This is a genomic window from Pseudomonas fluorescens (assembly GCF_040448305.1).
Classification (GTDB): Bacteria; Pseudomonadota; Gammaproteobacteria; order Pseudomonadales; family Pseudomonadaceae; genus Aquipseudomonas; species Aquipseudomonas fluorescens_BH.
Genome location: NZ_CP148752.1, coordinates 1,869,495 through 1,893,701 on the forward strand (window position 1 = coordinate 1,869,495; position 24,207 = coordinate 1,893,701).

At 58.5% G+C, this 24,207-nt stretch carries 23 protein-coding genes, 1 tRNA gene and 2 pseudogenes; 14 read left to right on the forward strand and 12 right to left on the reverse strand.

From position 1 onward, the window contains the following. Positions 1-100 precede the first annotated feature (100 nt). From WHX55_RS08570 to WHX55_RS08580, 3 genes are all read right to left on the reverse strand, one after another. Positions 101-1,072 carry a magnesium and cobalt transport protein CorA gene (locus tag WHX55_RS08570; RefSeq protein WP_151213311.1) on the reverse strand — a complete coding sequence of 324 codons (972 nt, stop codon included), beginning with the start codon at positions 1,070-1,072 and terminating at the stop codon, positions 101-103. 160 nt (positions 1,073-1,232) lie between these two features. Then, the gene (locus tag WHX55_RS08575) at positions 1,233-1,955 is read right to left on the reverse strand and encodes a 1-acylglycerol-3-phosphate O-acyltransferase (RefSeq protein WP_353742402.1); all 723 of its coding nucleotides are present in this window, start codon (positions 1,953-1,955) and stop codon (positions 1,233-1,235) included. Positions 1,956-2,169: 214 nt separating this feature from the next. Continuing rightward, entirely contained in the window at positions 2,170-2,859 is a 690-nt protein-coding gene (locus WHX55_RS08580) for a crotonase/enoyl-CoA hydratase family protein (protein WP_150724622.1), read from the reverse strand. Between the two features lie 308 nt (positions 2,860-3,167). Between WHX55_RS08580 and WHX55_RS08585 the strand changes: the two genes are divergently transcribed. Beyond that, positions 3,168-3,257: transfer RNA gene (locus WHX55_RS08585), tRNA-Ser, on the forward strand. 155 nt (positions 3,258-3,412) lie between these two features. On the opposite strand, the gene WHX55_RS08590 is transcribed toward WHX55_RS08585, so the two are convergent. The 4 genes from WHX55_RS08590 to phbB form a co-directional block, all read right to left on the reverse strand. Then, positions 3,413-3,679, reverse strand: coding sequence for a hypothetical protein (locus WHX55_RS08590; RefSeq protein ID WP_150724623.1), 267 nt, complete (start codon positions 3,677-3,679; stop codon positions 3,413-3,415). An 81-nt stretch (positions 3,680-3,760) separates the two neighbouring features. Beyond that, on the reverse strand, positions 3,761-5,464 hold the full coding sequence (phaC, locus tag WHX55_RS08595) for a class I poly(R)-hydroxyalkanoic acid synthase (RefSeq protein ID WP_353742403.1): 1,704 nt from the start codon (positions 5,462-5,464) through the stop codon (positions 3,761-3,763). A gap of 161 nt (positions 5,465-5,625) precedes the next feature. Further along, positions 5,626-6,804, reverse strand: a complete 1,179-nt coding sequence (locus WHX55_RS08600) for an acetyl-CoA C-acetyltransferase (protein WP_150724624.1) — start codon at positions 6,802-6,804, stop codon at positions 5,626-5,628. Positions 6,805-6,868: 64 nt separating this feature from the next. Further along, positions 6,869-7,615, reverse strand: coding sequence for an acetoacetyl-CoA reductase (gene phbB, locus WHX55_RS08605; RefSeq protein ID WP_007988010.1), 747 nt, complete (start codon positions 7,613-7,615; stop codon positions 6,869-6,871). Between the two features lie 272 nt (positions 7,616-7,887). Here phbB and WHX55_RS08610 point away from each other — a divergent pair, with 272 nt between their 5' ends. Beyond that, entirely contained in the window at positions 7,888-9,003 is a 1,116-nt protein-coding gene (locus WHX55_RS08610; RefSeq protein WP_353742404.1) for an AraC family transcriptional regulator, read from the forward strand. A gap of 14 nt (positions 9,004-9,017) precedes the next feature. Here WHX55_RS08610 and WHX55_RS08615 read toward each other — a convergent pair whose 3' ends face one another. After that, entirely contained in the window at positions 9,018-11,441 is a 2,424-nt protein-coding gene (locus tag WHX55_RS08615; protein ID WP_353742405.1) for a DUF3141 domain-containing protein, read from the reverse strand. 250 nt (positions 11,442-11,691) lie between these two features. On the opposite strand from WHX55_RS08615, the gene phaP reads away from it, so the two are divergent. Continuing rightward, positions 11,692-12,255, forward strand: coding sequence for a TIGR01841 family phasin (gene phaP, locus WHX55_RS08620; protein WP_353742406.1), 564 nt, complete (start codon positions 11,692-11,694; stop codon positions 12,253-12,255). Between the two features lie 35 nt (positions 12,256-12,290). On the opposite strand, the gene phaR is transcribed toward phaP, so the two are convergent. Both phaR and WHX55_RS08630 read right to left on the reverse strand, forming a co-directional pair. Beyond that, positions 12,291-12,824 carry a polyhydroxyalkanoate synthesis repressor PhaR gene (gene phaR / locus WHX55_RS08625; protein ID WP_116265289.1) on the reverse strand — a complete coding sequence of 178 codons (534 nt, stop codon included), beginning with the start codon at positions 12,822-12,824 and terminating at the stop codon, positions 12,291-12,293. Between the two features lie 59 nt (positions 12,825-12,883). Beyond that, a pseudogene (locus WHX55_RS08630) lies at positions 12,884-13,093 on the reverse strand (helix-turn-helix domain-containing protein); the annotation flags it as partial. Positions 13,094-13,424: 331 nt separating this feature from the next. Here WHX55_RS08630 and WHX55_RS08635 point away from each other — a divergent pair. The 9 genes from WHX55_RS08635 to WHX55_RS08675 all read left to right on the forward strand — a co-directional run bounded on the left by WHX55_RS08635 (position 13,425) and on the right by WHX55_RS08675 (position 17,813). Further along, positions 13,425-13,679 carry a type II toxin-antitoxin system HicA family toxin gene (locus WHX55_RS08635; protein ID WP_150753318.1) on the forward strand — a complete coding sequence of 85 codons (255 nt, stop codon included), beginning with the start codon at positions 13,425-13,427 and terminating at the stop codon, positions 13,677-13,679. Then, positions 13,676-14,008: a type II toxin-antitoxin system HicB family antitoxin gene (locus WHX55_RS08640; protein WP_150724629.1), complete on the forward strand. Its 333-nt coding sequence runs from the start codon at positions 13,676-13,678 to the stop codon at positions 14,006-14,008. Before WHX55_RS08635 ends, WHX55_RS08640 begins: the two co-directional genes overlap by 4 nt. A 59-nt stretch (positions 14,009-14,067) precedes the next feature. Continuing rightward, the gene (locus WHX55_RS08645; protein WP_353742407.1) at positions 14,068-15,411 is read left to right on the forward strand and encodes a serine hydrolase; all 1,344 of its coding nucleotides are present in this window, start codon (positions 14,068-14,070) and stop codon (positions 15,409-15,411) included. Further along, a complete protein-coding gene (locus tag WHX55_RS08650; protein WP_151213304.1) occupies positions 15,408-15,728 on the forward strand; it encodes a YbjQ family protein in 321 nt (106 codons plus the stop codon). The genes WHX55_RS08645 and WHX55_RS08650 overlap by 4 nt, the downstream gene beginning before the upstream one ends. Positions 15,729-15,874: 146 nt before the next feature. Continuing rightward, on the forward strand, positions 15,875-16,063 hold the full coding sequence (locus tag WHX55_RS08655) for a hypothetical protein (protein WP_032829518.1): 189 nt from the start codon (positions 15,875-15,877) through the stop codon (positions 16,061-16,063). A 312-nt stretch (positions 16,064-16,375) separates the two neighbouring features. Beyond that, positions 16,376-16,744, forward strand: a complete 369-nt coding sequence (locus WHX55_RS08660) for a hypothetical protein (RefSeq protein ID WP_007988063.1) — start codon at positions 16,376-16,378, stop codon at positions 16,742-16,744. 167 nt (positions 16,745-16,911) lie between these two features. Beyond that, positions 16,912-17,325, forward strand: coding sequence for a YMGG-like glycine zipper-containing protein (locus WHX55_RS08665; RefSeq protein ID WP_150724800.1), 414 nt, complete (start codon positions 16,912-16,914; stop codon positions 17,323-17,325). 16 nt (positions 17,326-17,341) lie between these two features. After that, positions 17,342-17,524 (forward strand): hypothetical protein, encoded by a 183-nt coding sequence (locus WHX55_RS08670; protein WP_150724634.1) that lies wholly within the window; start codon positions 17,342-17,344, stop codon positions 17,522-17,524. An 82-nt stretch (positions 17,525-17,606) separates the two neighbouring features. After that, positions 17,607-17,813: a hypothetical protein gene (locus tag WHX55_RS08675; RefSeq protein WP_353742408.1), complete on the forward strand. Its 207-nt coding sequence runs from the start codon at positions 17,607-17,609 to the stop codon at positions 17,811-17,813. A 115-nt stretch (positions 17,814-17,928) separates the two neighbouring features. Here WHX55_RS08675 and WHX55_RS08680 read toward each other — a convergent pair. After that, positions 17,929-21,141: pseudogene (locus tag WHX55_RS08680) on the reverse strand (RHS repeat-associated core domain-containing protein); the annotation flags it as partial. A 311-nt stretch (positions 21,142-21,452) separates the two neighbouring features. On the opposite strand from WHX55_RS08680, the gene WHX55_RS08685 reads away from it, so the two are divergent. After that, on the forward strand, positions 21,453-22,148 hold the full coding sequence (locus WHX55_RS08685; RefSeq protein ID WP_150724636.1) for an HAD-IA family hydrolase: 696 nt from the start codon (positions 21,453-21,455) through the stop codon (positions 22,146-22,148). A 140-nt stretch (positions 22,149-22,288) separates the two neighbouring features. On the opposite strand, the gene WHX55_RS08690 is transcribed toward WHX55_RS08685, so the two are convergent. Next, the gene (locus WHX55_RS08690; protein ID WP_151213299.1) at positions 22,289-23,035 is read right to left on the reverse strand and encodes a 3-oxoacyl-ACP reductase family protein; all 747 of its coding nucleotides are present in this window, start codon (positions 23,033-23,035) and stop codon (positions 22,289-22,291) included. Between the two features lie 124 nt (positions 23,036-23,159). Between WHX55_RS08690 and WHX55_RS08695 the strand changes: the two genes are divergently transcribed. Further along, on the forward strand, positions 23,160-24,083 hold the full coding sequence (locus WHX55_RS08695) for a LysR family transcriptional regulator (RefSeq protein ID WP_353743028.1): 924 nt from the start codon (positions 23,160-23,162) through the stop codon (positions 24,081-24,083). Positions 24,084-24,207 lie beyond the last annotated feature (124 nt).

Below are 24,207 nucleotides of genomic sequence, written 5' to 3' on the forward strand. Positions count from 1 at the left end.
TCCACTGTGGGAGCGAGCCTGCTCGCGAAGGTCGTGAACGATAGCGCGTTGAACCAGGTACACAGCGGCGCCCTTGGGTTTTTCGCGAGCGAGCTCGCTCCTACAACCACCCCGACTTCTTGAAACTCGCCCACAACCCCAGACAACCCACCGTAATAAACCCCAGCACCCCGAAATACCCGTAGTGCCAGCTCAACTCCGGCATGTTCTGGAAGTTCATCCCGTAGATCCCCGCCACTGCCGTCGGGAAGGCCAGGATCGCCGCCCAGGCCGCAAACTTGCGTTGCACCACGCTCTGGCGTGAGGCCTCCAACAGCACCCCGACTTCAATCGTCTGGCTGGCAATATCCGCCAGCGTCGTCAGGTCTTCCATCTGCCGCGTTACATGAATCTGCACATCGCGAAAGTACGGCCGCATGTTCTTGTCGATGAACGGGAAGCTCAGCCTCTGCAACTCCTCTCCTATCTCGATCATCGGGGCCACATAACGACGCAAGCGCAAAACATCACGACGCAGGCCATGCAGCTTCTGGATGTCGTAGTCATTCAGCGAGCCGCACAACACGTTGTGCTCCAGCTCATCGATTTCCCCGTGAATGGCTTCGCCCATCGGCTGGTAGTTTTCGATCACGAAATCGAGGATGGCATAGAGTACGAAATCTTCCCCGTGCTCAAGCAATAGCGGACGCGCCTCACAGCGCTGTCGGACATGGGCGTAGGACGCCGAGTGACCGTTGCGCGCAGTAATGATGTAGCCATTGCCGGCAAAGATATGCGTCTCGATGAACTCGAGTTTGCCTTCGTGGCGGATGGGCGAATACGTCACGATGAACAGCGCATCGCCGAAGGTTTCCAGCTTCGGGCGACTGTGTTTTTCCAGGGCGTCTTCGATGGCCAGTTCGTGCAGGTTGAACTGGCGTTGCAGGTTGTAGAGTTCCTCGGCGTTCGGCTCCTCAAGGCCGATCCAGACAAAGTGCCCGGGCTTGGCAGCCCAGGCAGCGCCTTCGTCGAGGGTGATATTGGTGACTCTCTTACCGGCGCTATAAACCGCAGCAGCAACAACTCTACCCATGATGGTGGTTCACTTCTTTCGGCAGCTTTCAATTGGCAACAAATGCAATGGCAGTGTGGATCAGCTTAGCCTCGCAGTGTTTGAGAGTCAGTTAAATCTGCCGAGTTCTGGGCAAAAACGCGCAGGCAAAAGAAAACCCGCACCAGGCGGGTTTTCTTTTTCAGGCGGCTTGCAGTTGCCGGTCCATCGATTCGATGCATTCACGCATCTGCTCGCGGCACTGGGCGATCAACATGGGCAAGTCGTCCAGGCTCAATCCGGCGGTGGGAATCGCCGGCAACGAACGAATCAGAATTTTCCCACTGCGCCAGCGGTTCAATCGCATGTGTTTGACGTAACTGCTGACACACACCGGGACGATCGGCACCCCGGCGGCAATGGCCATCTGAAACGCGCCTTTCTTGAAGGGCAGCAAGTCCTCACCCAGATTGCGCGTGCCTTCCGGGAAAACCCAGATCGAGGTGTCTTTGTTTTGCAGGGTGTGGGTGGTGGTCAACATCGACTTTCGCGCCTTTTGCGCATTGCCACGGTCGATCAGCACATTGCCGGCCAGCCAGAACAACTGCCCGAACAGCGGCACCCATTTCAGGCTCTTTTTGCCGATGCACACGGTACGACGGGGCACCACGTTGCCAAACACAAACAGGTCATAGTTGGACTGGTGATTGGCGATGATCACGCAGCTGTCGGGTTTATCCATCAACGGCCCGACTTCGGCCTTCACCCGCAAACGCAAAATGCACATGGCCGGCCATGCGTACAGGCGTGCGCACAGGCGGCTGTTGTCCGGATTGAATGGCCGGCACAGGCCGAGAATCACCCCCAGCACACCCGCCACGATAAAGTGCAGGCCCATCAATGACATACGCAACACAAACAGCATTTACAGGCCCCACCGGGACAAAAGGTGGCGCAGTGTACGGATGTACACTGTTTTCGGCAATTGCTGCCAGGGAGGTGGGAGATAGCTGATGTTTGAGCTGATGTTTCCGACTAATGGGTCAGATGCGGTCTAGAGCGATTACAGACGTTTAACACAGACATGTATGAAAAAGCCCGACACGACGGTCGGGCTTTTCTTTGCAGCGGATCCGGGCTTAACCCAGATGTTCCTGGTCCTGGATAATCGCGTTGTCCAGGGCCTCCAGCAGCGCTTTGCGTACTTTCAGCTTGGTGTTCTTGTGCGCGGTCATGTTGATCTTCTTCAACTGACGAGCCGCCGCCAGTGCCGCGCCTTGCAGTTCTTCAGGCGAGACCACGACATCAAGGAAGCCGGCCGCCACGGCGCCTTGTGGATTGAACATCTCACCGTTGACCACCGAACGCTGCAGCGCCACTTTGTTCAGGCGGTCACGGGCAATCTCGATGCCCGCGTGGTGCATGGTCATGCCGATCTGCACTTCGTTCAGGCCAATGCTGAACGCGCCTTCTACGCCGATGCGATAGTCGGCCGACAACAGCAGGAACGCGCCCTTGGCCACTGCATGCCCCGGGCACGCGACGATTACCGGGAAGGGGTGCGACAGCAGGCGGCGGGCCAGGGTCGAGCCGGAGGTCACCAGTGCCACGGCTTCTCTAGGGCCGGCCGTCATCACCTTCAGGTCATAACCACCAGAGAGAATGCCCGGCTGGCCGGTAATGATCACCACCGCACGATCAGTCACGGCCTGATCCAGCGCAGCGTTGAACGCGGCAATTACATCCGGGGAGATGGCATTGACCTTGCCATTGCTCAAGGTCAGGGTCGCGATACCGTCTTCGAGATGGTAGGAAATCAACTCACTCATGACGCTATTCCTTTCAATAAAGTTGGGCAGACGTTACCCACCGCCGCTGGCCAGGTAAAGCGCCGTGACTGACCCGCCAGTCACCCTTTACCCGCCCGCCAAGCGTAGCCCGCCGTGCCTGCCGCGCATTCCCCTCTATATAGAAGAGGGCACGAAGCCGGAGATTGGCCGGTTTGCCATGGCCCGGAGCGACCGGAAACGCTGAATCGCGTTAACCGCATGAAAATTCTGAAAAAAATGTTTGCCATCGGAAATGCTTTCGACTACATTAGCGCGCCTCGACAGACAGAACTTGTTTGAAGAGATACGGTGAAGTGTCCGAGTGGCTTAAGGAGCACGCCTGGAAAGTGTGTATACAGGAAACTGTATCGAGAGTTCGAATCTCTCCTTCACCGCCACATTTAAACGTTAGAGCCCCGATTATTCGGGGCTTTTTCGTTTCTGCGGTTCTGAAAAAACTCCAGCCCGGCAAATCATTCCATCAGGGATGAAATGGATTGTCGCCCCGTGCCCAATATTTGCCTCACATCCTGGTAGCGATCCGCGAGAATGTTTACCCTGGCATTGCCCAGGATTGCAGCGCGTAGCCCCCCTGGCTCAACTCGGCGCGTACCTCTTCCAGCAGGTTTTCCAGCTGCGCCGGGTCGGAATAGGTACTGCTTGGAATCTGTTTGCGACAAATACGAGTGGCTGCCCGGTCGATGACGGTCAGGCTCAGTTCGCCATTACCGTCTTGCGCGGCCCAGGCGACGCATTGAAAAGGTTCGAATGCGTGCCCGGCAATCAAAAGTGCTTCGTTGATGCGCAACGCGGTGCTCATGGGGCCTCTTTCCTTGTACCGAAACAAATGATCCGCAGTTGACCTGCTGCATGAAGTCATGCAGCAGGGCATTTCAGTCTTTCATTGCTTTACATAACTGCCTGGCGCCGGCTCCAGAGGCGGGAATTTGTCATTCCCTATGTGCGCAACCGCTGGTTGGCGCTCGCCGGAGTGTCCCGCCAGCCAGTTGAACCAATCACTCCACCAGCTACCGGGTTGCTGCTCAGCATTCTTGAACCAGGTCTCCGGGTTTTTCGTAACCCGATTATTGGTCCAGTAATGGCGCTTCTGCTTGGCCGGTGGATTGATGACGCCGGCGATATGCCCTGAAGCTCCTAATACAAAACGCTTGGCCCCGGAGAGCAGGTTGGTGCTGGCGTAGGCGCTTTTCCAGGGCACGATGTGATCGTCATGGGTGGCGAGGATGTAAGCGGGAGCGTCAATTGCACGCAAATCAAGCTTGACCCCGCAGCACTCCAGTTCGCCTGATTTCAAATCGTTCTGCAGATAGGTGTGGCGCAGATACCAGCAGTACATCGGCCCCGGAAGGTTGGTGCTGTCGTTGTTCCAGAACAGCAGATCAAGCGGGATCGGCTTCTGCCCCTTGAGGTATTTGTCGACGTTGTAGTTCCACCACAGCTCGTTGGGGCGCAGTAGGGAAAAGGTATTGCCCATGTCCTCACCACGAAACAGACCGATGGGACCATTCATGCCGCCGATGGTGCGTTCTCGATAGGCCACCAGTTCTTCGTCGACGAATATGTCGATGGGACCGGTATCCAGGTAGTCAAGGAACGTGGTGAACAGGCTCACGCTGGCGATCTCCCTGTCGCCGCGTGCAGCAAGTACTGCCAGCGCCGTGCTCAGCAGGGTGCCGCCGATGCAGAAGCCCACGCAATTGAGTCGTTGCTCGCCACTGATATTGCGGGTCACCTGCAGGGCGTCGATTACCCCGTGCTCAATCAGGTCATCCCAGGTGGTGCCAGCGTGTTCCTGATCAAAGTTGCGCCAGGACATTAGGAATACGGGATGTCCCTGTTCCAGCAGGTGGCGGACCATCGAGTTGTCCGGGCGCAGATCAAGGATGTAGTACTTGTTGATCGACGGAGGTACGACGAATACCGGGTGTCGGTACTGGGTTTCGCTTTGCGGGTAGTACTGAATTAGCTGGAAGAGGTGATTCTCAAAGACCACTTCGCCGGGGGTGTTGGCCAGGTCGACGCCAACCTTGAAGGCACCGCTATCGCACTGGCGCATTTTGCCTTCGTTCATGTCGCTGGCCATATGCGCCAAACCTGTCATCAGGCTGGCACCTTGAGTCTCAACCGCACGCTGGAGCGCATCAGGGTTGCTGACCAGGAAATTGCTTGGCGCACTGGCGGCAATGGCTTGCTCCACCAGATAGCGCAGGCGTTGGCGCGGTTTTTTTTCGTCGATCAGCAGCTTGTCGAGCAGTTTCAGGAGAAAGCTTGCGTTGAGCAGGTAAAACGCAGCGAGGGAGCCGAACAGTGGCTCGCTCCAGTTGCCGCTGGAGAAGCGTCGATCATCGAAGCTGAAGGGTTGGCCGGTCAGCAGTTTTTGGCCGAGTTGGCCCCATTGAACCTGGTAGTCCGCTTGTAGACTGTCCAGGGTTTCGCGAGGCAACTCGAACCAGGCGCCGTGCTCATGCCCGGAAAACCACGGATTAGTGCTGACCCATAGACGTAATTGTTGCACTGCAAAGGAAGCGATGAACGGAACCTGGCCTGACCAATAGGTTTTGAATGTATGTGCGTTGTTGTCCATAAAGTTCCTTGCCCATACAGATGAGCCGGGCAGAAAAAAAGCCGCGCTTTGCCGGACTCCGGCGTAGCGACGGCAGGAATGCGGGCAGCGTTGTCTGACGCCAATCTGATGCGCGGAACAAGGGTCCCAAGTCCGCGCATGAGATACTCAGATGCTGTTGGTTAGCGCTCGATAGCCAGGCCGACGCCTTGTCCGCCACCGATGCACAAAGTGGCCAGCCCCTTCTTGCCGTCGCGACGGATCAGTTCGTGCACCAGCGACACCAAAATCCGTGCCCCTGACGCGCCGATCGGATGGCCAAGGGCGATCGCGCCGCCGTTGACGTTGACTTTGCTGGTGTCCCAACCCAACTCTTTGCCAACCGCCAGCGCCTGGGCGGCGAAGGCTTCGTTGGCTTCGATCAGGTCCAGGTCCTCGACGCTCCAGCCGGCCTTTTGCAGGGTCAGGCGTGTAGCCGGGACAGGGCCGATGCCCATGATCGACGGGTCTACACCGGCGCTGGCATAGGCTTTGATCCGTGCCAGAACCGGGAGGCCAAGCGCTTGTGCTTTTGCAGCGCTGGCCAGCAACAGTACGGCAGCACCATCGTTGAGGGTCGAAGCGTTACCGGCGGTCACGCTGCCGTCTTTCTGGAATGCCGGTTTGAGTTTCGCCAAGGCTTGGGCAGTACTGTCGACACGCGGCTGTTCGTCGGTGTCGAAGACCAGCGGTTCGCCCTTGCGCTGAGGAATCAGGATCGGGGTGATTTCGCTCTGGAAACGCCCGCCCTCAATGGCTGCGGCGGCCTTCTGTTGCGAGGCGGCAGCGAAGGTATCCTGTGCTTCACGAGAGATCTCGTACTTCTGCGCCAGATTCTCAGCTGTGATACCCATGTGATAGTCGTTGAAGGCGTCCCACAGGCCATCCTGGATCATGCTGTCTTGCAGTTGCGCATGGCCCATACGCAAGCCGGTGCGTGCCTTGGGCAGAACATAGGGGGCCAGACTCATATTTTCCTGACCGCCAGCGATTACCAGTTCCGCGTCGCCGCAACGGATTGCCTGGACGGCAAGATGGACCGCCTTGAGACCAGAGCCGCAGACCTTGTTCAAGGTCAGGGCAGGGGTGGTGTGTGGCAAGCCAGCCTTGATCGCTGTCTGGCGTGCCGGGTTCTGCCCAGCGCCGGCAGTGAGCACCTGGCCGAGGATCACTTCATCAATTTGAGCAGCATCGATACCCGTCTGCTCCAGCAAGCGGCGAATCACTGCGGCACCCAGTTCGGTCGCGGGAATTGCAGACAAAGCACCCTGGAAACTGCCAATGGCGGTACGAGTAGCGGCAACGATTACGACTTCGTTCATGCGTGACCTCATGGAAAAGACAAAATTCGTCGAGCAAACCAGGGCATTCATGCCCTGGTCAGGGTTACTGCATGTTCATGCCGCCGTTTACCGAGAAGTCCGCTCCGGTGCTGTAGGCAGACTCATCGGAAGCCAGCCAGGCCACGATTGAGGCGATCTCTTCGGGTTGGCCAAGGCGACCAACCGGAGTTGCCGCGATCATGCCTTCGAGAATGTCCGGGCGTATTGCCGCGGTCATGGAGGTCTGGATGTAGCCTGGGGATACGGTATTGACGGTCACGCCCTTGCCGGAGACTTCCCGGGCCAGTGCCATGGTGAAACCATGGATGCCAGCCTTGGCGGCGGAGTAGTTGGTCTGGCCGAACTGGCCACGCTGACCGTTGATCGAGGAGATATTGATGATCCGCCCCCAGCCTTTGGACAACATGCCTTCAATGACCTGCTTGGTGGTGTTGAACAAGCCCGTCAGGTTGGTCCCGATCACGCTGTTCCAGTCTTCCGGGGTGAGCTTGCGAAAAGACGCGTCGCGGGTGATGCCGGCGTTGTTGACCAGCACATCGATCGGGCCGAATTGTTCACGAGCCATCTCGAAAGCCTTGCGGGTTGACTCCCAATCGGTGACGTCGCCATAGATGAATTCGAACTCATAACCCGCCTCCAGTTGGCTGGCGCGCCAGTCGTTCTTGCGGCTGGAATCGGAGCTGCAGCCTACGATTACCTTGAATCCTTCCTTGTATAGACGTTGGCTGATTGCCGTACCGATACCGCCCATACCACCCGTTACCAAAGCAATGCGACTACGCGATTCCATACATCTACTCCATTTTTTTTGCGCTGCAGGAGAGAAGATTGTTCGATATCGACGGGCCGTGCGGAAGTGTTTGAAGGTGACGTTCTCCTGTCCATCGGTGCCACGCGGGTGTTTTGGCCTGCTGGCAAAAAAATGAGAAGTACCCATACTTGGATCAACTCTTAAAACTCAATGGATAGTTAATATTCCTGAAACACTGTTGAAATATGTTCAGTGCATGTCAGTATCGGCTCCGGACAGGACGTTCGGTTCCATCGGTCATTGAGGACGCCATGTATAGAATGAGTTCGGGTTATGCCAGCATGCTGGCGAATACGTTTTTGGCCCAAGGACTGGATCTTGCTGTTCTGTGCCGCGAGGCGGGACTGGATGTCGGGTTCGTGAGTAAACCAGGAGCATTCTGCGAGCGAAGCATTATCTATCGTCTTTGGGACTTGGCTGCTCAGGCTTCGGATGATCTGAATATCGGTTTGAAAGCCTACGGGGAATTCCATCCCAGTAGTTTTCAGATCGTGGGCTACACGATGATGTCCAGTTCGAATCTGAAAAGAGCGCTTGAACGTCTGGTTCGTTTCAGCCCGTTGATTGGTACCGGATTCAGCCTTTTCCTTGTCAAGGAGCAGCAGCATTACCGATTGGCCAGTCTCGATCATCAGCAACCTGGCTCGATCAAACCCCGGCAATACACGGATGCAGCCTTGGCTTCGCTGCTAGGTTTCTGCCATTGGCTGGCGGGTGGCAAGTCACCGCAACCATTGAGTGTGGAGTTCACTTATCCCGAACCTGAAGACACGTCGGAGCATCAGCGGCTTTTTGGCTGTCCGCTGAGTTTCGGGGCGGCATATGACAGCATCTTGTTCGATGGCCAGGAGCTTCTGAGTCCGTTGAGCATGGCCAACGAGGCGTTGGCCACACTCCATGACAGTTTTGCCGAGGCTCAATTGGACCTGTTGTCCGGTTACTCTATGGTTGGCAGGATTCGCGCGCTGATTACCGAGCGCTTGAGCCAGGGGCAAGGCCAAGGGCAATGTGATATGGAATCGATTGCGGCGGCACTGAATATCAGCAAGCGAACGCTTCAACGAGGCCTTGAGAAGGATGGCACGCAATTCAAGGACGTCCTGAACGATGTGCGTCGGCAGATGGCTGACTTCTATTTGCGCCATTCTCATTTCAACATGAAGCATGTGACTTACCTGCTCGGCTTTCATGACCACAGCAGCTTCCATAAGGCATGCACCCGTTGGTTCGGTATGACCCCCGGTCAGTATCGAACCGACGAGTTGTCGCCTGTGGTCGAAAAAGTCGCGCGGGTCCGATCCATGAACCTCATCGGTCTGTCCAGAGATCATAAGGTCGCAGGCTTCGCCGAGCGGATGCACCGCTAATCCCTTGTGAAGTGTCATTGAGGCTTGGGGCCTGTTGTACCTTTACTCGCTTTGCGCTTCGGGGCTTTAACTACGATGGCGGGAGCGGGCAGTGGTGTGATCTGCGGCGACGGAGATGGCTGCGAAGGGGTCTCCTGCGGGATGACAACTGTTTCACTGGGTGGTTGGGTCAGGTTGAAGCCCGGCAGGGGGACTTCGAGCAGCGCGTGCAGTTCACGCCAGAATTCGCCTTCAGCTCCCACGGTCGCCAGCAGTTCAGGCATCAATTGCCCAACGGCTGTCAGGACCTGTTGGCGTTCCTTTGCCTCAGGTAGCAACAAGGGCAGGCTGTGCAAGCTTTCTTGCGGGTGGGCGAAAACCAGCAGGTTCTGCAATCGGATGGCTTCGCGCAGGGCAGTGGGCTCATTGCTGTAGTCCTGGACCAGCAGGTGCACCTGCTGGATCAGCTTCTCGATGCTTTCCTTGCCCGCCTTGTCGCTGTCGCGGCCCAGCAAAAACAGAATCCGCACTAATGCTTCCAGGGGGCCGCCATGAGGCAGCGCATCCTGCAGGCGTTCGATCAGGGCCTGGTCCAGCTGGTCGGCATGTGCCTGGAGATTTCGTACAGGCTTGTTGCTGGTGAGGGCACTCAGTGCGCCGTAAATACCGTAAAAACACAGCTCCTGAGTGGCGTCACGCACATCGCGATAAGCATTCAGGGCGTCTTGCATCTGGTTGGAAAACAACGCTTGCCAGGCCAGCAACGGGTTGTCTTTGCGTGCAGGATGGCGATCACTGCTCACTTGGGAGGCGGTCCCGGCTAACCACCACAGTGCCGGATTCAGGCTGCTCCATAGCACTTGCTGCTGATGGAAGGGGTGCGCCCTGCGCAACAGTTCGGCAATTGGCTCGTTGACGATCTGACGCAGCCACGGACGTATGAACCCGTCGTAAAACGCGCTGTTGATTTCAGAGGCGCGCTCCACCAGAGAGAATTCGCGATCGTCATCACGGGCCGGCTCGACGTCATCATGGATATCGGCGATTCGCCTTGATTCGAAACGCACTCGGTATTGCATGTCATCGCTGCCTGAGGAGGTTGGCAGATCGTCAATCAGCATTTCATACAGTCCCGCCGGCAGTGCCTTGATGGTTTCGACCGCGCCGAGCATCCCACGGTGTTCGCGCCGCGCCACTTTGCCGGAAACAAAAATACCTAAATGGCCGATGCTGGCGTGCCGCAGGTAGACGATGGTACGTCCTGCGTCATGCAAAGCGAGATCGCTGGGATAAACATCGGCGATCCAGTTCAATGCTTGCTGGGGAGGGGTGATGTTGTCTCCGTAGGAACAGAACACCACCACCGGTACTTCGATCCGTTTCAGGTCAATGCCACTGTTCTTGCGGCCGAGACCGCCGGACAATTGGTTGCCGATGAAAAGGTCATCGACAATCCTCTCAATCTCTTCGCCATTGAGCAGGGTCGGGCTGCCCCACCAGCGTTCGAAGTCGAGGAAGCGCGTAGCCTCGCTGTCGACCTGGCTGAACAACTGGTAGTACTTGGCCCAATAGGTGTTGGCCGGGTCCAGGTTTTCGAAATTGCTGACCAGCCAGGTACCGTCAAAGCGGCCATTGCCCAAGTCGCTGCCCAGGCGAGCCATCCAGCCGCCACCCAGCAGGCCTCCGGTATAGCGCATCGGATTGCGTCCATTGACACCGGCCCAGTACGACAAGGGGGCACCATTGATAATGATCAATCCCGGCAGTTCCGGTCGTGTTGCAGCCAGTCCCATCAACGCCCAGCCCGCCTGGCAGTTACCGATGATGATCGGCTCGCTGTTGGTCGGGTGAAGGGCGCTGATGACTTCGATGAACCGGGCCTGGGCTTCGACGATATCGGCCAGGGTTTGCCCAGGCTGTGGCGAGTGACTGAAAGAGATGAAATAGGTGGGGTGGCCGGCTCTGAGGCTTTCACCTAATACCGAATCCTGTTTGAAGCCGCCGATTCCCGAGCCGTGGCCGCCGCGTGGGTCAATGATGATCACCGGCTGGCCATTGCTGTCGATTCTTTGCTCTGGTCCGGGGAGGATTCGCAACAGTGAATAGTTGACCGGGCGTGGGAGATCGGAGCCTGCGACCAGGGTTTCATAATCGAACTTGAGCAGCAGAGGATACCCGGCGCGTTCATGGGCCAGCGTATTGTCACCGCGCTGGCGCAGGGTGTCCCAGAACAGCAGGCTGCGCTGGCCGAGGTCGGTGAAGTATTCCTGCCAGTCAGTGGGCGTGGGTTGTCTGAGTTGACCCCGCTTCAGGGGCGCGAGGGTTTTTTCCTGGCGCTGGCGCAAAGCATCAAGGACGTTCAGGGTGTTGAGGTGCTGCAGATGACTCAGGTGTTCGAACAGGCCGCGTTGAGAGGAGGTTTTGTCATATTGCGATGCAATAATATCTTCCTGGCCCATGGTGATCTCCTGGCGTTGTGCATGAGAAGCAGCTGCCTGCGCCTCTTTAATAAAGAGGGCTTGGCTGGCTGTTCGACGTTAGGAGTCTATAGCGAATAGGGGCAGGAGAAGAAATATTTTTGTGCGCCGCACAAAAAACCATTGCTAAACGGTTTTGTGCGCTGCAATATTAAGGCTAACGCGATGACTGGCAGGATCGCTATCGCGTCCTCAGGCCCATGTCGGCTTTTCAGAATCAGGAGATTCAAGCATGTCTTTTTTCAACTCGGAAAAATTGCAAGACGCTCAGAAAGCCAACCTCGACCTCCTGCAGCAAATCAGTGGCAAAGTCTTCGCCAGCGTTGAACAGCTCACCCAATTGCAGTTCAAGACTCTGCAGGCCTCCACCGAGGAGCAGTTCGACGGCTTTCGCAAGCTGTTGGCAGTCCGTGATCCACAAGGGTTCGCTGAGCTCCAGGCTTCTTTCACCCAGCCAAATGTGCAAGCCGAACGCCTGGCTGAGTTCAATCGCCAAGTGCAAGCGTTGATTGTCGGCACTCACTCGGAAATCGCTAAACTGACCTCGCGTCAGGTCGAGGTGGGCACCCAGCAGGTGCAAGAGTTCGTTGAAGTGATCAGCAAGAATGCACCGGCTGGCTCCGAGCCTGTTGTGGCCGCGTTCAAGTCGTCGCTGGCGAATGCCGGTACCGTTTTTGAAAGCGCACAGAACGCCGTAAAACAGGCTGCTGACGTTGCCCAGAGCGGTTTTGACGCAGCGACTGCCGCAGCCGGCAAAACCGCTCCTGGTGCCAAGGCTACAAGCGGTAACAAGTAAGTCATATTAGAGCGGTTACGCTGATGGCGATGGGTTTACTCCCCATCGCCATTTTTTTTCGGCCCGCCACCTGCACCTGGCTTGCCTGGTGGCATGCCGCCGAACAGGCCGAAGAGGTTCTGAGTGTTCAGGTAGAGGTTTTTTGACTGGTCGACATACTGGCGCATCAAATCCTGCATGACCGGTGCTTGCTGGTGCATGAACTTGCTCCAGGCCTCAGAGGACTGAGCGCCGGTCTGGGACTGGATGTCGATGACCGTCTGGATGCTTTTATCCAGGTAGCTGCCGAGGACGCTCTGGTAGGGACCGTAGAACTGGATAATCCCCATGAGCATCTCGCTGGAGAATATCGGCTCACCGCCACTTTCGGCTTCCAGAATGACCTGCAGCAAAATACTTCGGGTCAGATCCTCGCCAGTCTTGGCGTCGACCACCTCGAACGGAATTTTATCGACGACCAATTGGCGTATATCCGCAAGGGTCAAATGACTGCTGGTGTGCGTGTCATACAGACGGCGATTCGGGTACTTCTTGATCAGACGGGTGGTGTTCCGACTGTTATCTGTCATGCGGGGCTACTCACAGCAAATCTGATTTGCAGGCATCTTATCTTACTCTGACCACTGCCACTCCAATGCGTCGCCTCACGCGGCACGCGCTGGGTGGTCAGCGTAAGAGCTTTCTTCATCTTTTGAGTGCTGAGCTTGCGAGGCTGGCCACTTCGAGGCAGAGTCGTTCAATCCCTCAAGACCCGCCTCCGGATAGCGCTTTCGCCATTTGAACACCACAGGTTCTGAGATCTGGGCTGATTGCTGACGTCTCTGGGTGTTAATCCAGCACCCTGTGCACCTGTTCCTACGTTGGCGAAGCAAAACTGAGCAAACAGGGCGCGCTTCTGTGATCGCCACATAGGTGAGCGTGAGGGGAGGGACCAGCTAAAAACGCAGCAAGCGTAACGCTTTACGCAACTCTCGGAAATTGCCTACAACCCCGGCGAGAGTCACCCCGATATCCTGCTTGTCGTGCAAAACAAACTCTTCCACGCGAAAACGCCGCTTTCCTGTTCTGGATAAGCGGCGTTTTTTTAAGCGCGCGTTAGAGGTTTCTCCCATGCATCAGCGATGTCATTCGCGGTTGCTAAACCCTGAACGGTATCATGATATAATACCATGAATAATAAACAGCTCAGCTCCCTCAAAGCCGTATTTTCAAGACCCGCCCCAGCAACCATGGAGTGGTCCCGCATCGAATCCTTGTTCGGCGCTGCAGGGGCCAGAACTATCGAAGGCAATGGATCGCGAGTACGTTTTGAACTGAATGGCGTGGTGGCCACTTTTCACCGGCCCCACCCCGACAAAGAAGCCAAGCCCTATCAGGTGCGTGACGCCCGGGCTTTCCTTGAACAAGCAGGAGTTACCCCGTGAACGTAATGAACTACAACGGCTACTCAGCCCGGATCGAGTACAGCGACGAAGACGGCCTGTTCGTCGGCCACATTGCGGGCATCAAGGATGTTGTCGGGTTTCACGGCGAGTCAGTCAAAGAACTTCGCAGCGCATTCGAAGAGGCCGTCACCGATTATCTGGAGACTTGCGCCAAACTCGGCCGCACACCACAGAAACCTTATTCAGGCCATCTCAGTCTGCGCCTGGCCCCAGCCCTTCACGCGACGGTTGCTGTGAAAGCTCAGTTAGCCCACAAAAGTATCAATCAGTGGGTTGCTGATGTTCTTGATCGCGAGGCGCATGCTTGAGCGGTGAATAAGCCGATCCGGCTGTAGACTGCTCAAACTCTTCGAACGGAATCGACATCATGCTCCATCCTCGCGCCAGTTTTCGCGGCGCAGCCAAGCTCATCGCGGCTGTGTCGATAGTTGCCGTGTCATCACTGGCCCTCGCATCCGCCCCTGCAACTTTTCCCGACGCTCAAGACAGTGACCCCGCCAAACTCGGCTGGATGGTCGGTTCGCCACCCCCCGCTGATCGCACCGTGCGTTTTGAAGACGGCAGCTATTTCCAGTTCCCGGCAATGCGCTGGAGTGTTTCGAATTTCCGGCAACTGATGCCGACGATCAACGTTTCACGCGGCCTGGGTGCTCCGGTTCCACTGGAGACAGTGCTGCGCAAAGATATCGACGAGATCAGTTTTGTCCCGCTTGGCGCCAGGGCGCCGATGACCTGGGAGCAATCCCTCGCGGCCACTTACACCGATGGCATTGTGGTGATGCACCGCGGGAAAGTTGTCTATGAACGTTACTTCGGCGTGTTGAAGCCGGACGGCCAGCACGCGGCGATGTCCGTGACCAAGTCTGTGATCGGCACGCTGGGCGCCATGTTGGTGGCGCAGGGGCGCATCGATGCTGGCAAGCGGGTTGCCGAATATGTACCGGAATTGACGGATTCTGCGTTTGGCAGCGCCACGGTACGGCAGGTGCTCGACATGACCACGGGCCTCAAATACAGCGAGGACTACGCGGACCCGAACGCCGAGGTCTGGGCCCATGCCAGGGCAGGCAACCCGTTGCCCAAACCCAAGGGTTATGGGGGCCCTCGCAGTTACTACGAGTTTCTGCAGACGGTGCAACCGCAAGGTGAGCACGGCAAAGCGTTCGCTTACAAAACCGTCAACACCGACGTGTTGGGCTGGGTCATTGCCCGCGCCACCGGTCGCAATGTTGCACAACTGCTGTCGGAGAACATCTGGAGCCGGTTGGGTGCCGAACAGGACGGCTATTTCACCGTGGACTCCATCGGTACGCCGTTCGCCGGTGGTGGCCTGAATACGGGGTTGCGGGATCTGGCGCGTTTTGGCGAGATGCTGCGTAACGGCGGTCGGTTCAACGGTCAGCAGATCGTGCCAGAGGCAGTGATCGACGATATCCGTGGCGGCGGTGATAGGCAGGCTTTCGCCAAGGCGGGGTACACATTGCTCAAAGACTGGAGTTACCGGTCGATGTGGTGGGTGACGGACAAGGAGGGCGGGGCATTCATGGCGCGTGGGGTCCATGGGCAGCGAATCCATGTCGACCCGAAGGCCGAGATGGTCATCGTCCGCTACGCATCCCATCCGGTGGCCAGCAACTCGGCCAATGATCCCGTCACTTTGCCGGCGTTCAATGCGTTGGCTGAATATCTGAACAGGAAGGAACACCCATGATCATCACCACGACCCACTCTATCGAAGGCCGGCAAATTACCGCCTATCTGGACATCGTCAGCGCCGAGTCGGTGCAAGGGATCAACGTTGTTCGAGACGTATTTGCCGGCATGCGCGACTTTTTCGGTGGGCGCTCCCAGACACTGGAACGAGCGTTGAAAGAAGCACGCATTCAGGCCACCGATGAGATCAAGGAGCGGGCGCAGGCGCTTCAGGCGGACGCGGTGGTCGGGCTTGATTATGAGATCAGCATGCCGGCCGGCAGGGGCGGGATGGTTGTGGTGTTTGTGACCGGGACTGCGGTCAAGTTGAGGTGAAAGCCGAGAAGCCATTCGTCGGTCACGGAGAAATCCGAACGGCGGGTCCGTTAGTGACCGTCTAGTCTCAAAAACCTTGGCGATCGATATTTCTTCAGGCAAAGGGCTTGCCGATGTCGATCGCGCTTTTTGAAAGGGGTGAAGAGATGGCTGATCCGTATATCGAGGACGATGGCGCAGAATTTCCGATCAACAACTCCGTGCGGTGTGGTCAGACCCAATATGTGGCCAGTTTCGGCGAGGACCAGACTGAGGTCGACAAGATCAAGACCAGAGCGTGCCGGGTACTGAAGGGCAAATTTTTACCCAAGGTGACAGCACCGGTCAGGAAGTAACCGAACGTCAGGCAGACCCCGTCATAGAGCGGGGTTTTTCATGCCTGAAAAGTTTTATGACAATTTTTTTGAAAAGGGTAATTTTTCACAAACTTTTCACAGCACCCTCCTTAATCTCTACTCATCCGTTAGAAAGCAACACCTGGCCCGTTTCCCCAGCGGGCTTTTTTTTGTCCTCGATAAAACCTTTTCGGTAAACGCTGTCCAACCGTCGCCAATCGCGAAGTTGGACCGGCGTGCTGGACTTTATCCGCGCAAAAGCATTCAATCTCGCCCCCTTTTTGTGTACCCCTATTTTTTGAGGTTTTTGTCATGCGTTTAACACTGCCTGCTCTGGTTCTGGGGCTTCTGGTTGCTCAAGGTGCAATGGCTGGTGACGGCACTGCCGCGCTGGGCGGTGGCTTGGGCGGCGCGTTGGGTAACGTGGTCGGCCAGAAAATGGGTGGCAGCACTGGCGCAGCGATTGGTGCGGGCGTGGCTGGCGCGGCGGGCAGTGCAGTTGCCGCCAAAAAAGGTCATCGCACCAGCGCTGCTATCGGTGGCGGTGTTGGCGCGGCCGGTGGTTCGGTGATCGGCAATAGCCTGGGCGGCAAGTCCGGTGCCACCATCGGTGCAGGCCTGGGCGGCGCATTGGGCGGCGGCGTAGGCAGCAACCTGGCCAATGGTCACAAGCGTCACTGATCCTGATTCAGATTTGAAAAGAGCCCGGCCTGATGCCGGGCTTTTTCATTTATGAACGTTTCACGCCGCAGCAGCTCAAATCTTCCATACCCTGGAAGAATGCGAGGCGTGCCATGAACCCGAAAGCCAACGGCAAAAAAAACGGAAGCCTGAATGCTCGACTATTGATGGTGCCTGCGATTGTTTTTGGATTGCTGGTCTCTCAGGTGGCGCTGGCGGGAGGTAATGGAGATGCCGCGGTAGGCGGTGGTCTTGGTGGTGTGTTGGGCAACGTCGTCGGTGGCCAGGTGGGTGGCAGCACGGGCGCTGCGATTGGTGCAGGTGTCGGCGGAGCGGCCGGCAGTGCCATTGCCGCGCCCAAGCGCAGTCGCACCGAGGCGGCGGTAGGCGGTGGTTTGGGCGCGGCGGGTGGATCGGTGGTCGGCAACAGTATTGGAGGCTCGACCGGATCGGCCATCGGTGCCGGTATTGGCGGTGCAGCCGGCGGTGCGGTCGGCAATGATCTGGGGAGTGACAGTGGTCATTCCCATCCCGGTAAAGGTTATAAACACTCGAACAAGCACCACAAGAAGCATCACTAGTTGAGCGAGGCATCCCATGACTGCGAAAAGCGAAGGCAAGGAAGAAAAGGGCCCGGGCGGACTGTCATCTATCAACGATCCAGGCAATGAAGATCCGGGATCGCTGATGGATGATGCGACGGTGCCGCTTAACGATGCTGATGATTTGGGCGATGTGGGGAATATCGAGTTTGACGATGAGGAAGAGGACGAAGATTGATCGAGCCGTGCTGGCGGATTGACCGGTTGTCCAGTCCTCGCCAGGTCGTGGCCTGCAATTCAGGTCACACGAGAGGTGCGATATGAAGACTGATCGGAACGTCCCCGACGTTGATGACACGCCGGAGTATCCGCTGCCGTCGCCTACCGACTCCTTGAGCCGCGACCAACGACCGCCGGACGATGATGATGCAGGTGTGGAGCTGGTTCCGAGCGACGACGATATTGAGGCCGATCCAGAAGAACAGGACGATGGCGCGGGTGAGTCAGCCATTACGAAGCGACAGTGAGGAGGCCCGGGTCCCGATTGCTTCTTTAAGGCGTCGATCCGAGGGATTCAAAACCGGTTCCAAAAATTTCCCGGGGCTCCCGCGAGTTTCCGCGATACACGTATTTATTTGAAGGTTTTGGGGAGGCCACATCAGGCTCCCTCTCATCAACCTTTGCCCCTCCCTCCCCATACGGTGCCGACCATCCCGGCTGGTTCGCGTGCGGGCAATTCCCGCTCGACCCCAACGGATCCACCCACCCCGTCGGGTTTCGGGTGTACCGATACGGGTTCAACCCTCCGGCCAACTTGACCGGATCCGGCGTCAGATAACGACCGATGTCCGGATGGTAGTAGCGATGCCGGTTGTAGTGCAGGCCGCTCTCCGCGTCGAAGTATTGCCCCTGAAACCGTAGCGGCTGTTCGAGTCGTTCGCCTTCGCCGTGGCTCACTTCGCGGAGTTTGCCGTGGGCGGTGTACTTGGCCGACCAGACGATGGCGCCGCCGTAGCTGGTCAGTTCCTGCGGGGTGCCGAGGTGGTCGAGTTGGTAGTAGAACGGGCAGGCGTCTGCCCGGCCTTTGCCGTCGACCAGCGCCAGCGGGCGAAAGCTGCCGGGTTCGTAGACGTAGCTGCGGTAGTGCCGGGGGCCGCTTTCGGCGATGAGCTGGTCGCCTTGCCAGAAGAATTGCGTGGTCTGGCCATCGACGGTTTTGCGGATGCGCCGGCCGAAGGCGTCGTAGCGGTAGCTGACACTTTTACCGTCCGGGGTGCTGATGCCGATCAGGCGGCGCTGGCTGTCGTAGGTGTATTCGGTGATTTTGCTCGGCATACCGCGGCGTTCGCGAATCAGGTTGCCGAAGGCGTCGTAGTCGTAGTGGCTGTTGTAACGGCGGCGCAGGCGGTTGCCCTGGAGCACGCACGGGCCCGGGCGGTCGTGGATCAGCAGGTTGCCGGTCGGGTCGTGGGTGAAGTTCTCAGCGAACTGGTCGCGGGGGTGGCGTACGCCGGTCAGGCGGTCGAGCGCATCGTATTGATAGTGGCGTTGGCCGTGACGGCTGTCGGCAATCTGCAGGAGATTGCCCTTGGCACTGTAGGCATACTCGCGGCGGTACAGCGGTCGTTGCTTTTGGCTGACGGCATGGGCCTGCAAACGGCCCAGCTCGTCGTAGGCATAATCGCTGAGCAGCAGGCCCTGTTGGCGTTGCTGTTCGCGCCCGCCGACAAAACGATGGCTGGTCAGACGCGTACCGTTGAGGTCGATGGCAGTCAGGGCGCCGCCCCGGGCATGGTGGTAATCGAGCACACAGCCGTCCGGCAGGCGCAGGCGCTTGAGCCGACCGCAAGTGTCGTAGCCGTAACGCAGGGTGCTCCAGCCCTGATGCGCGGTGATCAGCCGGTCCAGGCGGTCGTATTCGAACTCCAGCGGATGGTCCTAGCCGTCGTCGACGCTGACCAGCCGCCCGAGGTTGTCGTAGTGGTACTCGACCTTGATCCCGTCGGGCAGAGTCTTGAGCAATAAGCGTCCAGCGCTGTCGCGTTGGTACTGCGTGACGAGTTGCGAACCGTCGTCGCCGAACTCGGTTTTCTCCAGCAACTGGCCATTGCCGTCATAGGCATACGCGGTACGACGGCCATCGAAGCCGATTTCCTGTCGGATCAACCCGCCCGGCGTGTAGTCCAGCCGATAGGTGTCGCCGACCTCGTTTTCGATCTCGGTGAGCAACAATTGCGCATGGTCGTAGCGGTACTTCAGCGCGCTGCCTTCGGGGTTGATCCGGCGGCTGAGCAAGTGCAGGTCGTCGGCGTATTCGTAACGGGTCACCCGTCCCAGTTCGTCGGTTTCGGCGGTGACCTGGCCGTAGGCGTTGTAGCGATAGGCGCGGCGGGCGCCGGTGGGCAGCGTGGTCCGGGTCAGTCGGCCCACCGCGTCCCACTCATAGCCGGTGATGGCACCGTGTTCGTCTTGCCGGGTAATCCGCCGACCCAAGGCATCGTAGGAAAAAGTGCGCTGAGCACCGTCCGGCAGGATCTCCTCCAGCAATAACCCCAAGGCACTCCAGACAAACCGGTGACCGCTCCGGTCGGGGAAGCGGATCGCCAGCAAGCGCCCCTGTGGGTCGTAGATGTAGCGGGTGATTTGCCCGTCTGGATCGGTGATGGCAGTGATGTCTCCCTGGGCATTGCGCTGACAGGTCCACGTCGCCTGACCCTGGGTGCGGGTGTGCAGCAAGCCGTGGCGATACTCGCAGGACGTGGGTGCCGCATCCGTTGCAAGCAGCGCGATCAGCCGACCGACTTCGTCATAATGGTATTCGGTGACGGCACCGAGGACGTCCTGCTCGGCGATCAGATGGCCCTTGTCGTCATAGGCCTTGTGCTGCTCAGCACCGTCCAGTCCAACCTGGCGCACCAGTCGCGCGCGGTCGTCATGAACGTAAACCTCTTCGCTACCGTCGGCGTTGTTCACCGTCACGCAGCCTTGCTCGTCCCAGACGTAATGCGCCTCCATCTGCGCAAACGAAGCCCAGTGACGAATGCAGCGGGCGGCTTTGCCGGAGCGTTCCCACGCCCAGAAAAAACTCGCGCCGCCCGCCAGTTGCCGTTGCAGGATGACGTGTTGCTCGTCGTAGTCGTAGCGCTCGCTTTCACCCGCCGCATTGGTTGCCTCGATCAAACGCTGGCGGGCGTCGTAACGGTAGCTGGCCAGTGTCTGCTCGGTGCGCCAGGTGGACGCCTCGGGGTCGCTGCGCTGAAACACCTGATAGTCGATGGCCACCAGGTGCTTGAGGTCGTAACGCAGCAACAAGGCGCGGTCGGCGCCATTGTCCAGGCGCTGGATCCGGTCAAAGCGGTCCCGCTGTACCGTCAGGCGGTTGCCGTAGGCGTCGCTGATCGCGCTGAGCCGGCCGTCATGAAAGTGGTAGAACCGCGCGCGGTCGCCGGCCAGGGCGAGGATCAGTTCGTCCGGCTCCTCGCCGAGGCAAATCGCCGCCCGCGACAGGTTGTTGTGGATCATCGGGCGCGCCGCCGTCGGCCGGGTAAAGGGCGTGCGGCGGTTTTCGGGGTCGATCCACAACACCTGCTCGCCGTGGAGTTCCAGGTGCTGGGACAGCGAATGGCTCCAGCCAAAACCGAGTCCGCTGTCGAGCTCGACGGCACTGGTGCGATAGACGCGGGTGAAGTCGAAGGGCAGGATCCCGTCGAGGGTGCCGTCGGTGAGAGTCAGCAGTTCTTCTCCGGTTACCATCGACACCGAGCAGTTGTGGGTGGCAGTGCGCTCGACGGTGTCAGCACTGTCGCCGTTGGGGTTTTTCGCCTGTCTGGAGGCGTCGTCGTGGTGTTCATGCTTGCCGGAGCGAAGTGTCAGAGGGCCGCTCGCGGGGCATGCCAATACCTTTTGGGGATCGAACATCTGCAGTCTTTCGCTTGGCGGAATGTGGAGCGCGAAACTCTGCGGGGGATCGGCAAGGAAAGAAGTCGGGAAAGGTGGCGCTTGCTGTAGGGCGATTCGCTAAATCACGGAGGGTCATTCGGCGTCGATCGGGATTTCCTCGTTGCTCTAAGCCGGCGGCGCTCGCTATGCTGCTGAACCCTTTAATCCATTCGGGCATCGGCCGTACCTGAGCTGCCCGGGATACCTTGGAAAACGGATCAGATGCGATGAATGCACCCCTGAAAGCATTCGGCCCGATCAAGGCCGTGATTTTCGATATGGACGGCTTGTTGCTGGATACAGAGGGCATCTACACCGAAGTCACGTCCATCATTGCCGCGCGTTACGGCCGGACGTTCGACTGGAGCATCAAACAGAACATCATTGGCCGGGGTGCGGGCGATCTGGCGCGCTATGTGGTTGAAGCGCTGGATTTGCCGATCACGGCGCAAGAATTTCTGGTGATCCGCGAGCCGCTGATGCGCGAGCGTTTTCCTGCCGCGCAAGCAATGCCTGGCGCACAGGAGCTGGTGCGGCATCTGAAGGCCAACAATATTCCCATTGCCGTGGGCACCAGTTCCTCGAGCCAGTCGTTCGGCCAGAAAACCACCTTGCACCGCGACTGGTTCGCCTTGTTCGACTTCATCGTTACCGCCGATGACCCCGAGGTGGGCGCGGCCAAGCCGGCACCGGATATTTTCCTGACGGCGGCGCGACGTCTGGGTGTTGCACCGGAAGATTGCCTGGTGTTCGAGGATTCGCCCTTCGGTGTGACCGCGGCGAAAGCGGCGGGGATGACGGCGATTGCGATTCCGGATGCGGCAATGGCCGACGCAAAGTACGCACATGCCGATGGCATTCTTCGTACGTTGAAGGCGTTTGTGCCGAGTGCCTGTGGTTTGCCGGCGCTTGAGTGGACCTAGTTAAAAAGACGGGGTGACTCTGGCAAATGTGGGAGCGAGCCTGCTCGCGAAAGCGGTGTTTCAGACAACATCAACGTGTCTGATACTCCCTCTTCGCGAGCAGGCTCGCTCCCACAGTTATTGCAGTTGGCTGACAAGCATCAGGCGCCAAAACCACCGTCGATGGTCAGGCTGGCTCCAGTGATGTAGCCCGCTTCAGGGCTGACGAGGTAGGCGACGAAGCTGGCGATCTCTTCGGCCTTGCCGTAACGGCCCACGGCCATCAACGGGATCAGGCTTTCCGCAAAGTCACCCTCGGCCGGGTTCATGTCGGTGTCGACCGGGCCTGGTTGCACGTTATTGATGGTGATGCCTTGCGGGCCGAGATCGCGGGCCAGGCCTTTGGTCAGGCCGACCAGCGCCGACTTGCTCATGGCGTAGGGGCCGCCACCGGCGAAGGGCATGCGATCGGCGTTGGTGCTGCCGATGTTGATGATGCGACCGCCTTCTGTCATGTGCCTGGCGGCGGCCTGGGTGGCGATGAACACGCTACGCACGTTGATGGCCAGGGTCTGGTCGAAGTCTTCGAGTTTGAACTCGGCCAGCGGTGCGACGGCCAGTACGCCAGCGTTGTTGACCAGGATGTCCAGGCGACCGAAGGCTTCCACCGTGGCGGACACGGCACCGCGGATGGCGTCGGCGTCGGCGCTGTCGGCCTTGATGGCCAAGGCCTTGCCGCCCTTGGCGGTGATGCTGTCTTGCAGTTCTTCAGCTTTCGCCGTCGAGCTGACGTAAGTGAAGGCAACGGTCGCGCCTTCAGCAGCCAGGCGCTTGACGATGGCTGCACCGATGCCGCGGGAACCACCTTGAATCAATGCCACTTTGCCGCTGAGGTTCTGAGTAGTCATGTCGATCTCCAAGTCCCGAGGCGAGATGTCCCGGTTGATGGAGCCTAGTATCGATTCAGGATTACCTGCTGTGTAGACCATAATTGCGATAGTCTGTGTAAACCAAAAGTTTATAATGGCGCCTATGGAAACCTTCAGCAGTATCGAATGCTTCGTGCGCAGTGCCGAGGTCGGCAGCTTTGCCGAAGCGGCGCGGCGCTTGAGCCTGACACCGGCGGCGGTGGGCAAGAGCGTTGCCAAGCTCGAGGCGCGCCTGGGCGTCAGATTGTTCCAGCGCAGTACTCGCAGCCTGACGCTGACGGAGGCCGGTCAGTTGTTTCTCGGCGAAGTCAGCAGCAGCCTGCACACGATCCAGAATGCCGTGGCCAATCTCGCCAACGCCGGAGGGCAGCCGGCGGGCACTTTGAAGGTCAGCATGGGGACGGTATTCGGCTGCCTGTACATTGTGCCGATGCTCGGCGAGTTTCTGCGGCGATTCCCGGCGATCAACCCGGACTGGCACTTCGACAACCGCCAGGTCGATCTGATCGGGCAGGGTTTCGACGCGGCAATCGGTGGCGGCTTCGAATTACCCCAGGGCGTGGTGGCGCGCCGGCTGAGTCCGGCGCATCGGGTGTTGGTGGCTACGCAGGACTACCTGGAGACACATGCGGCGATCAGCGAGCCGGATGACCTCAAGCACCATGACGGGATTCTGATCCGCTCGCCGCAGACTGGTCGGGTGCGCTCCTGGCAGTTGACCCATCGCAATCAGCAACACAGCCCGTTGACGCTCAAGGCGCGGATGACCATGAGCGATTCCGAGGCCGCCTGCGCCACGGCCGCGCAGGGGCTGGGCATTGCGCTGGTGAGCATGCCGTTTGCTGCGGGCTATCTGGAGTCGGGCAGGCTGCAACGGGTGTTGCCGGACTGGTACATCGACGACGGCTACACCTCCATCTATTACGCCGAACACAAACTGCTGCCGGGCAAGACCCGGGCGTTTGTCGATTTCATCATTGAGCAGTTTGCCGAGCGGGGGTTGGGACAGAGGTTCAGTGCTGTTTGAGTCTGGCTCAAGACCGAGTTGCCTCCTTCGCGAGCAAGCCCGCTCCCACACTGGATCTGCGTTGAATACAGATATTGGGTTCATAACAGATCAAATGTGGGAGCGGGCTTGCTCGCGAAGGGGG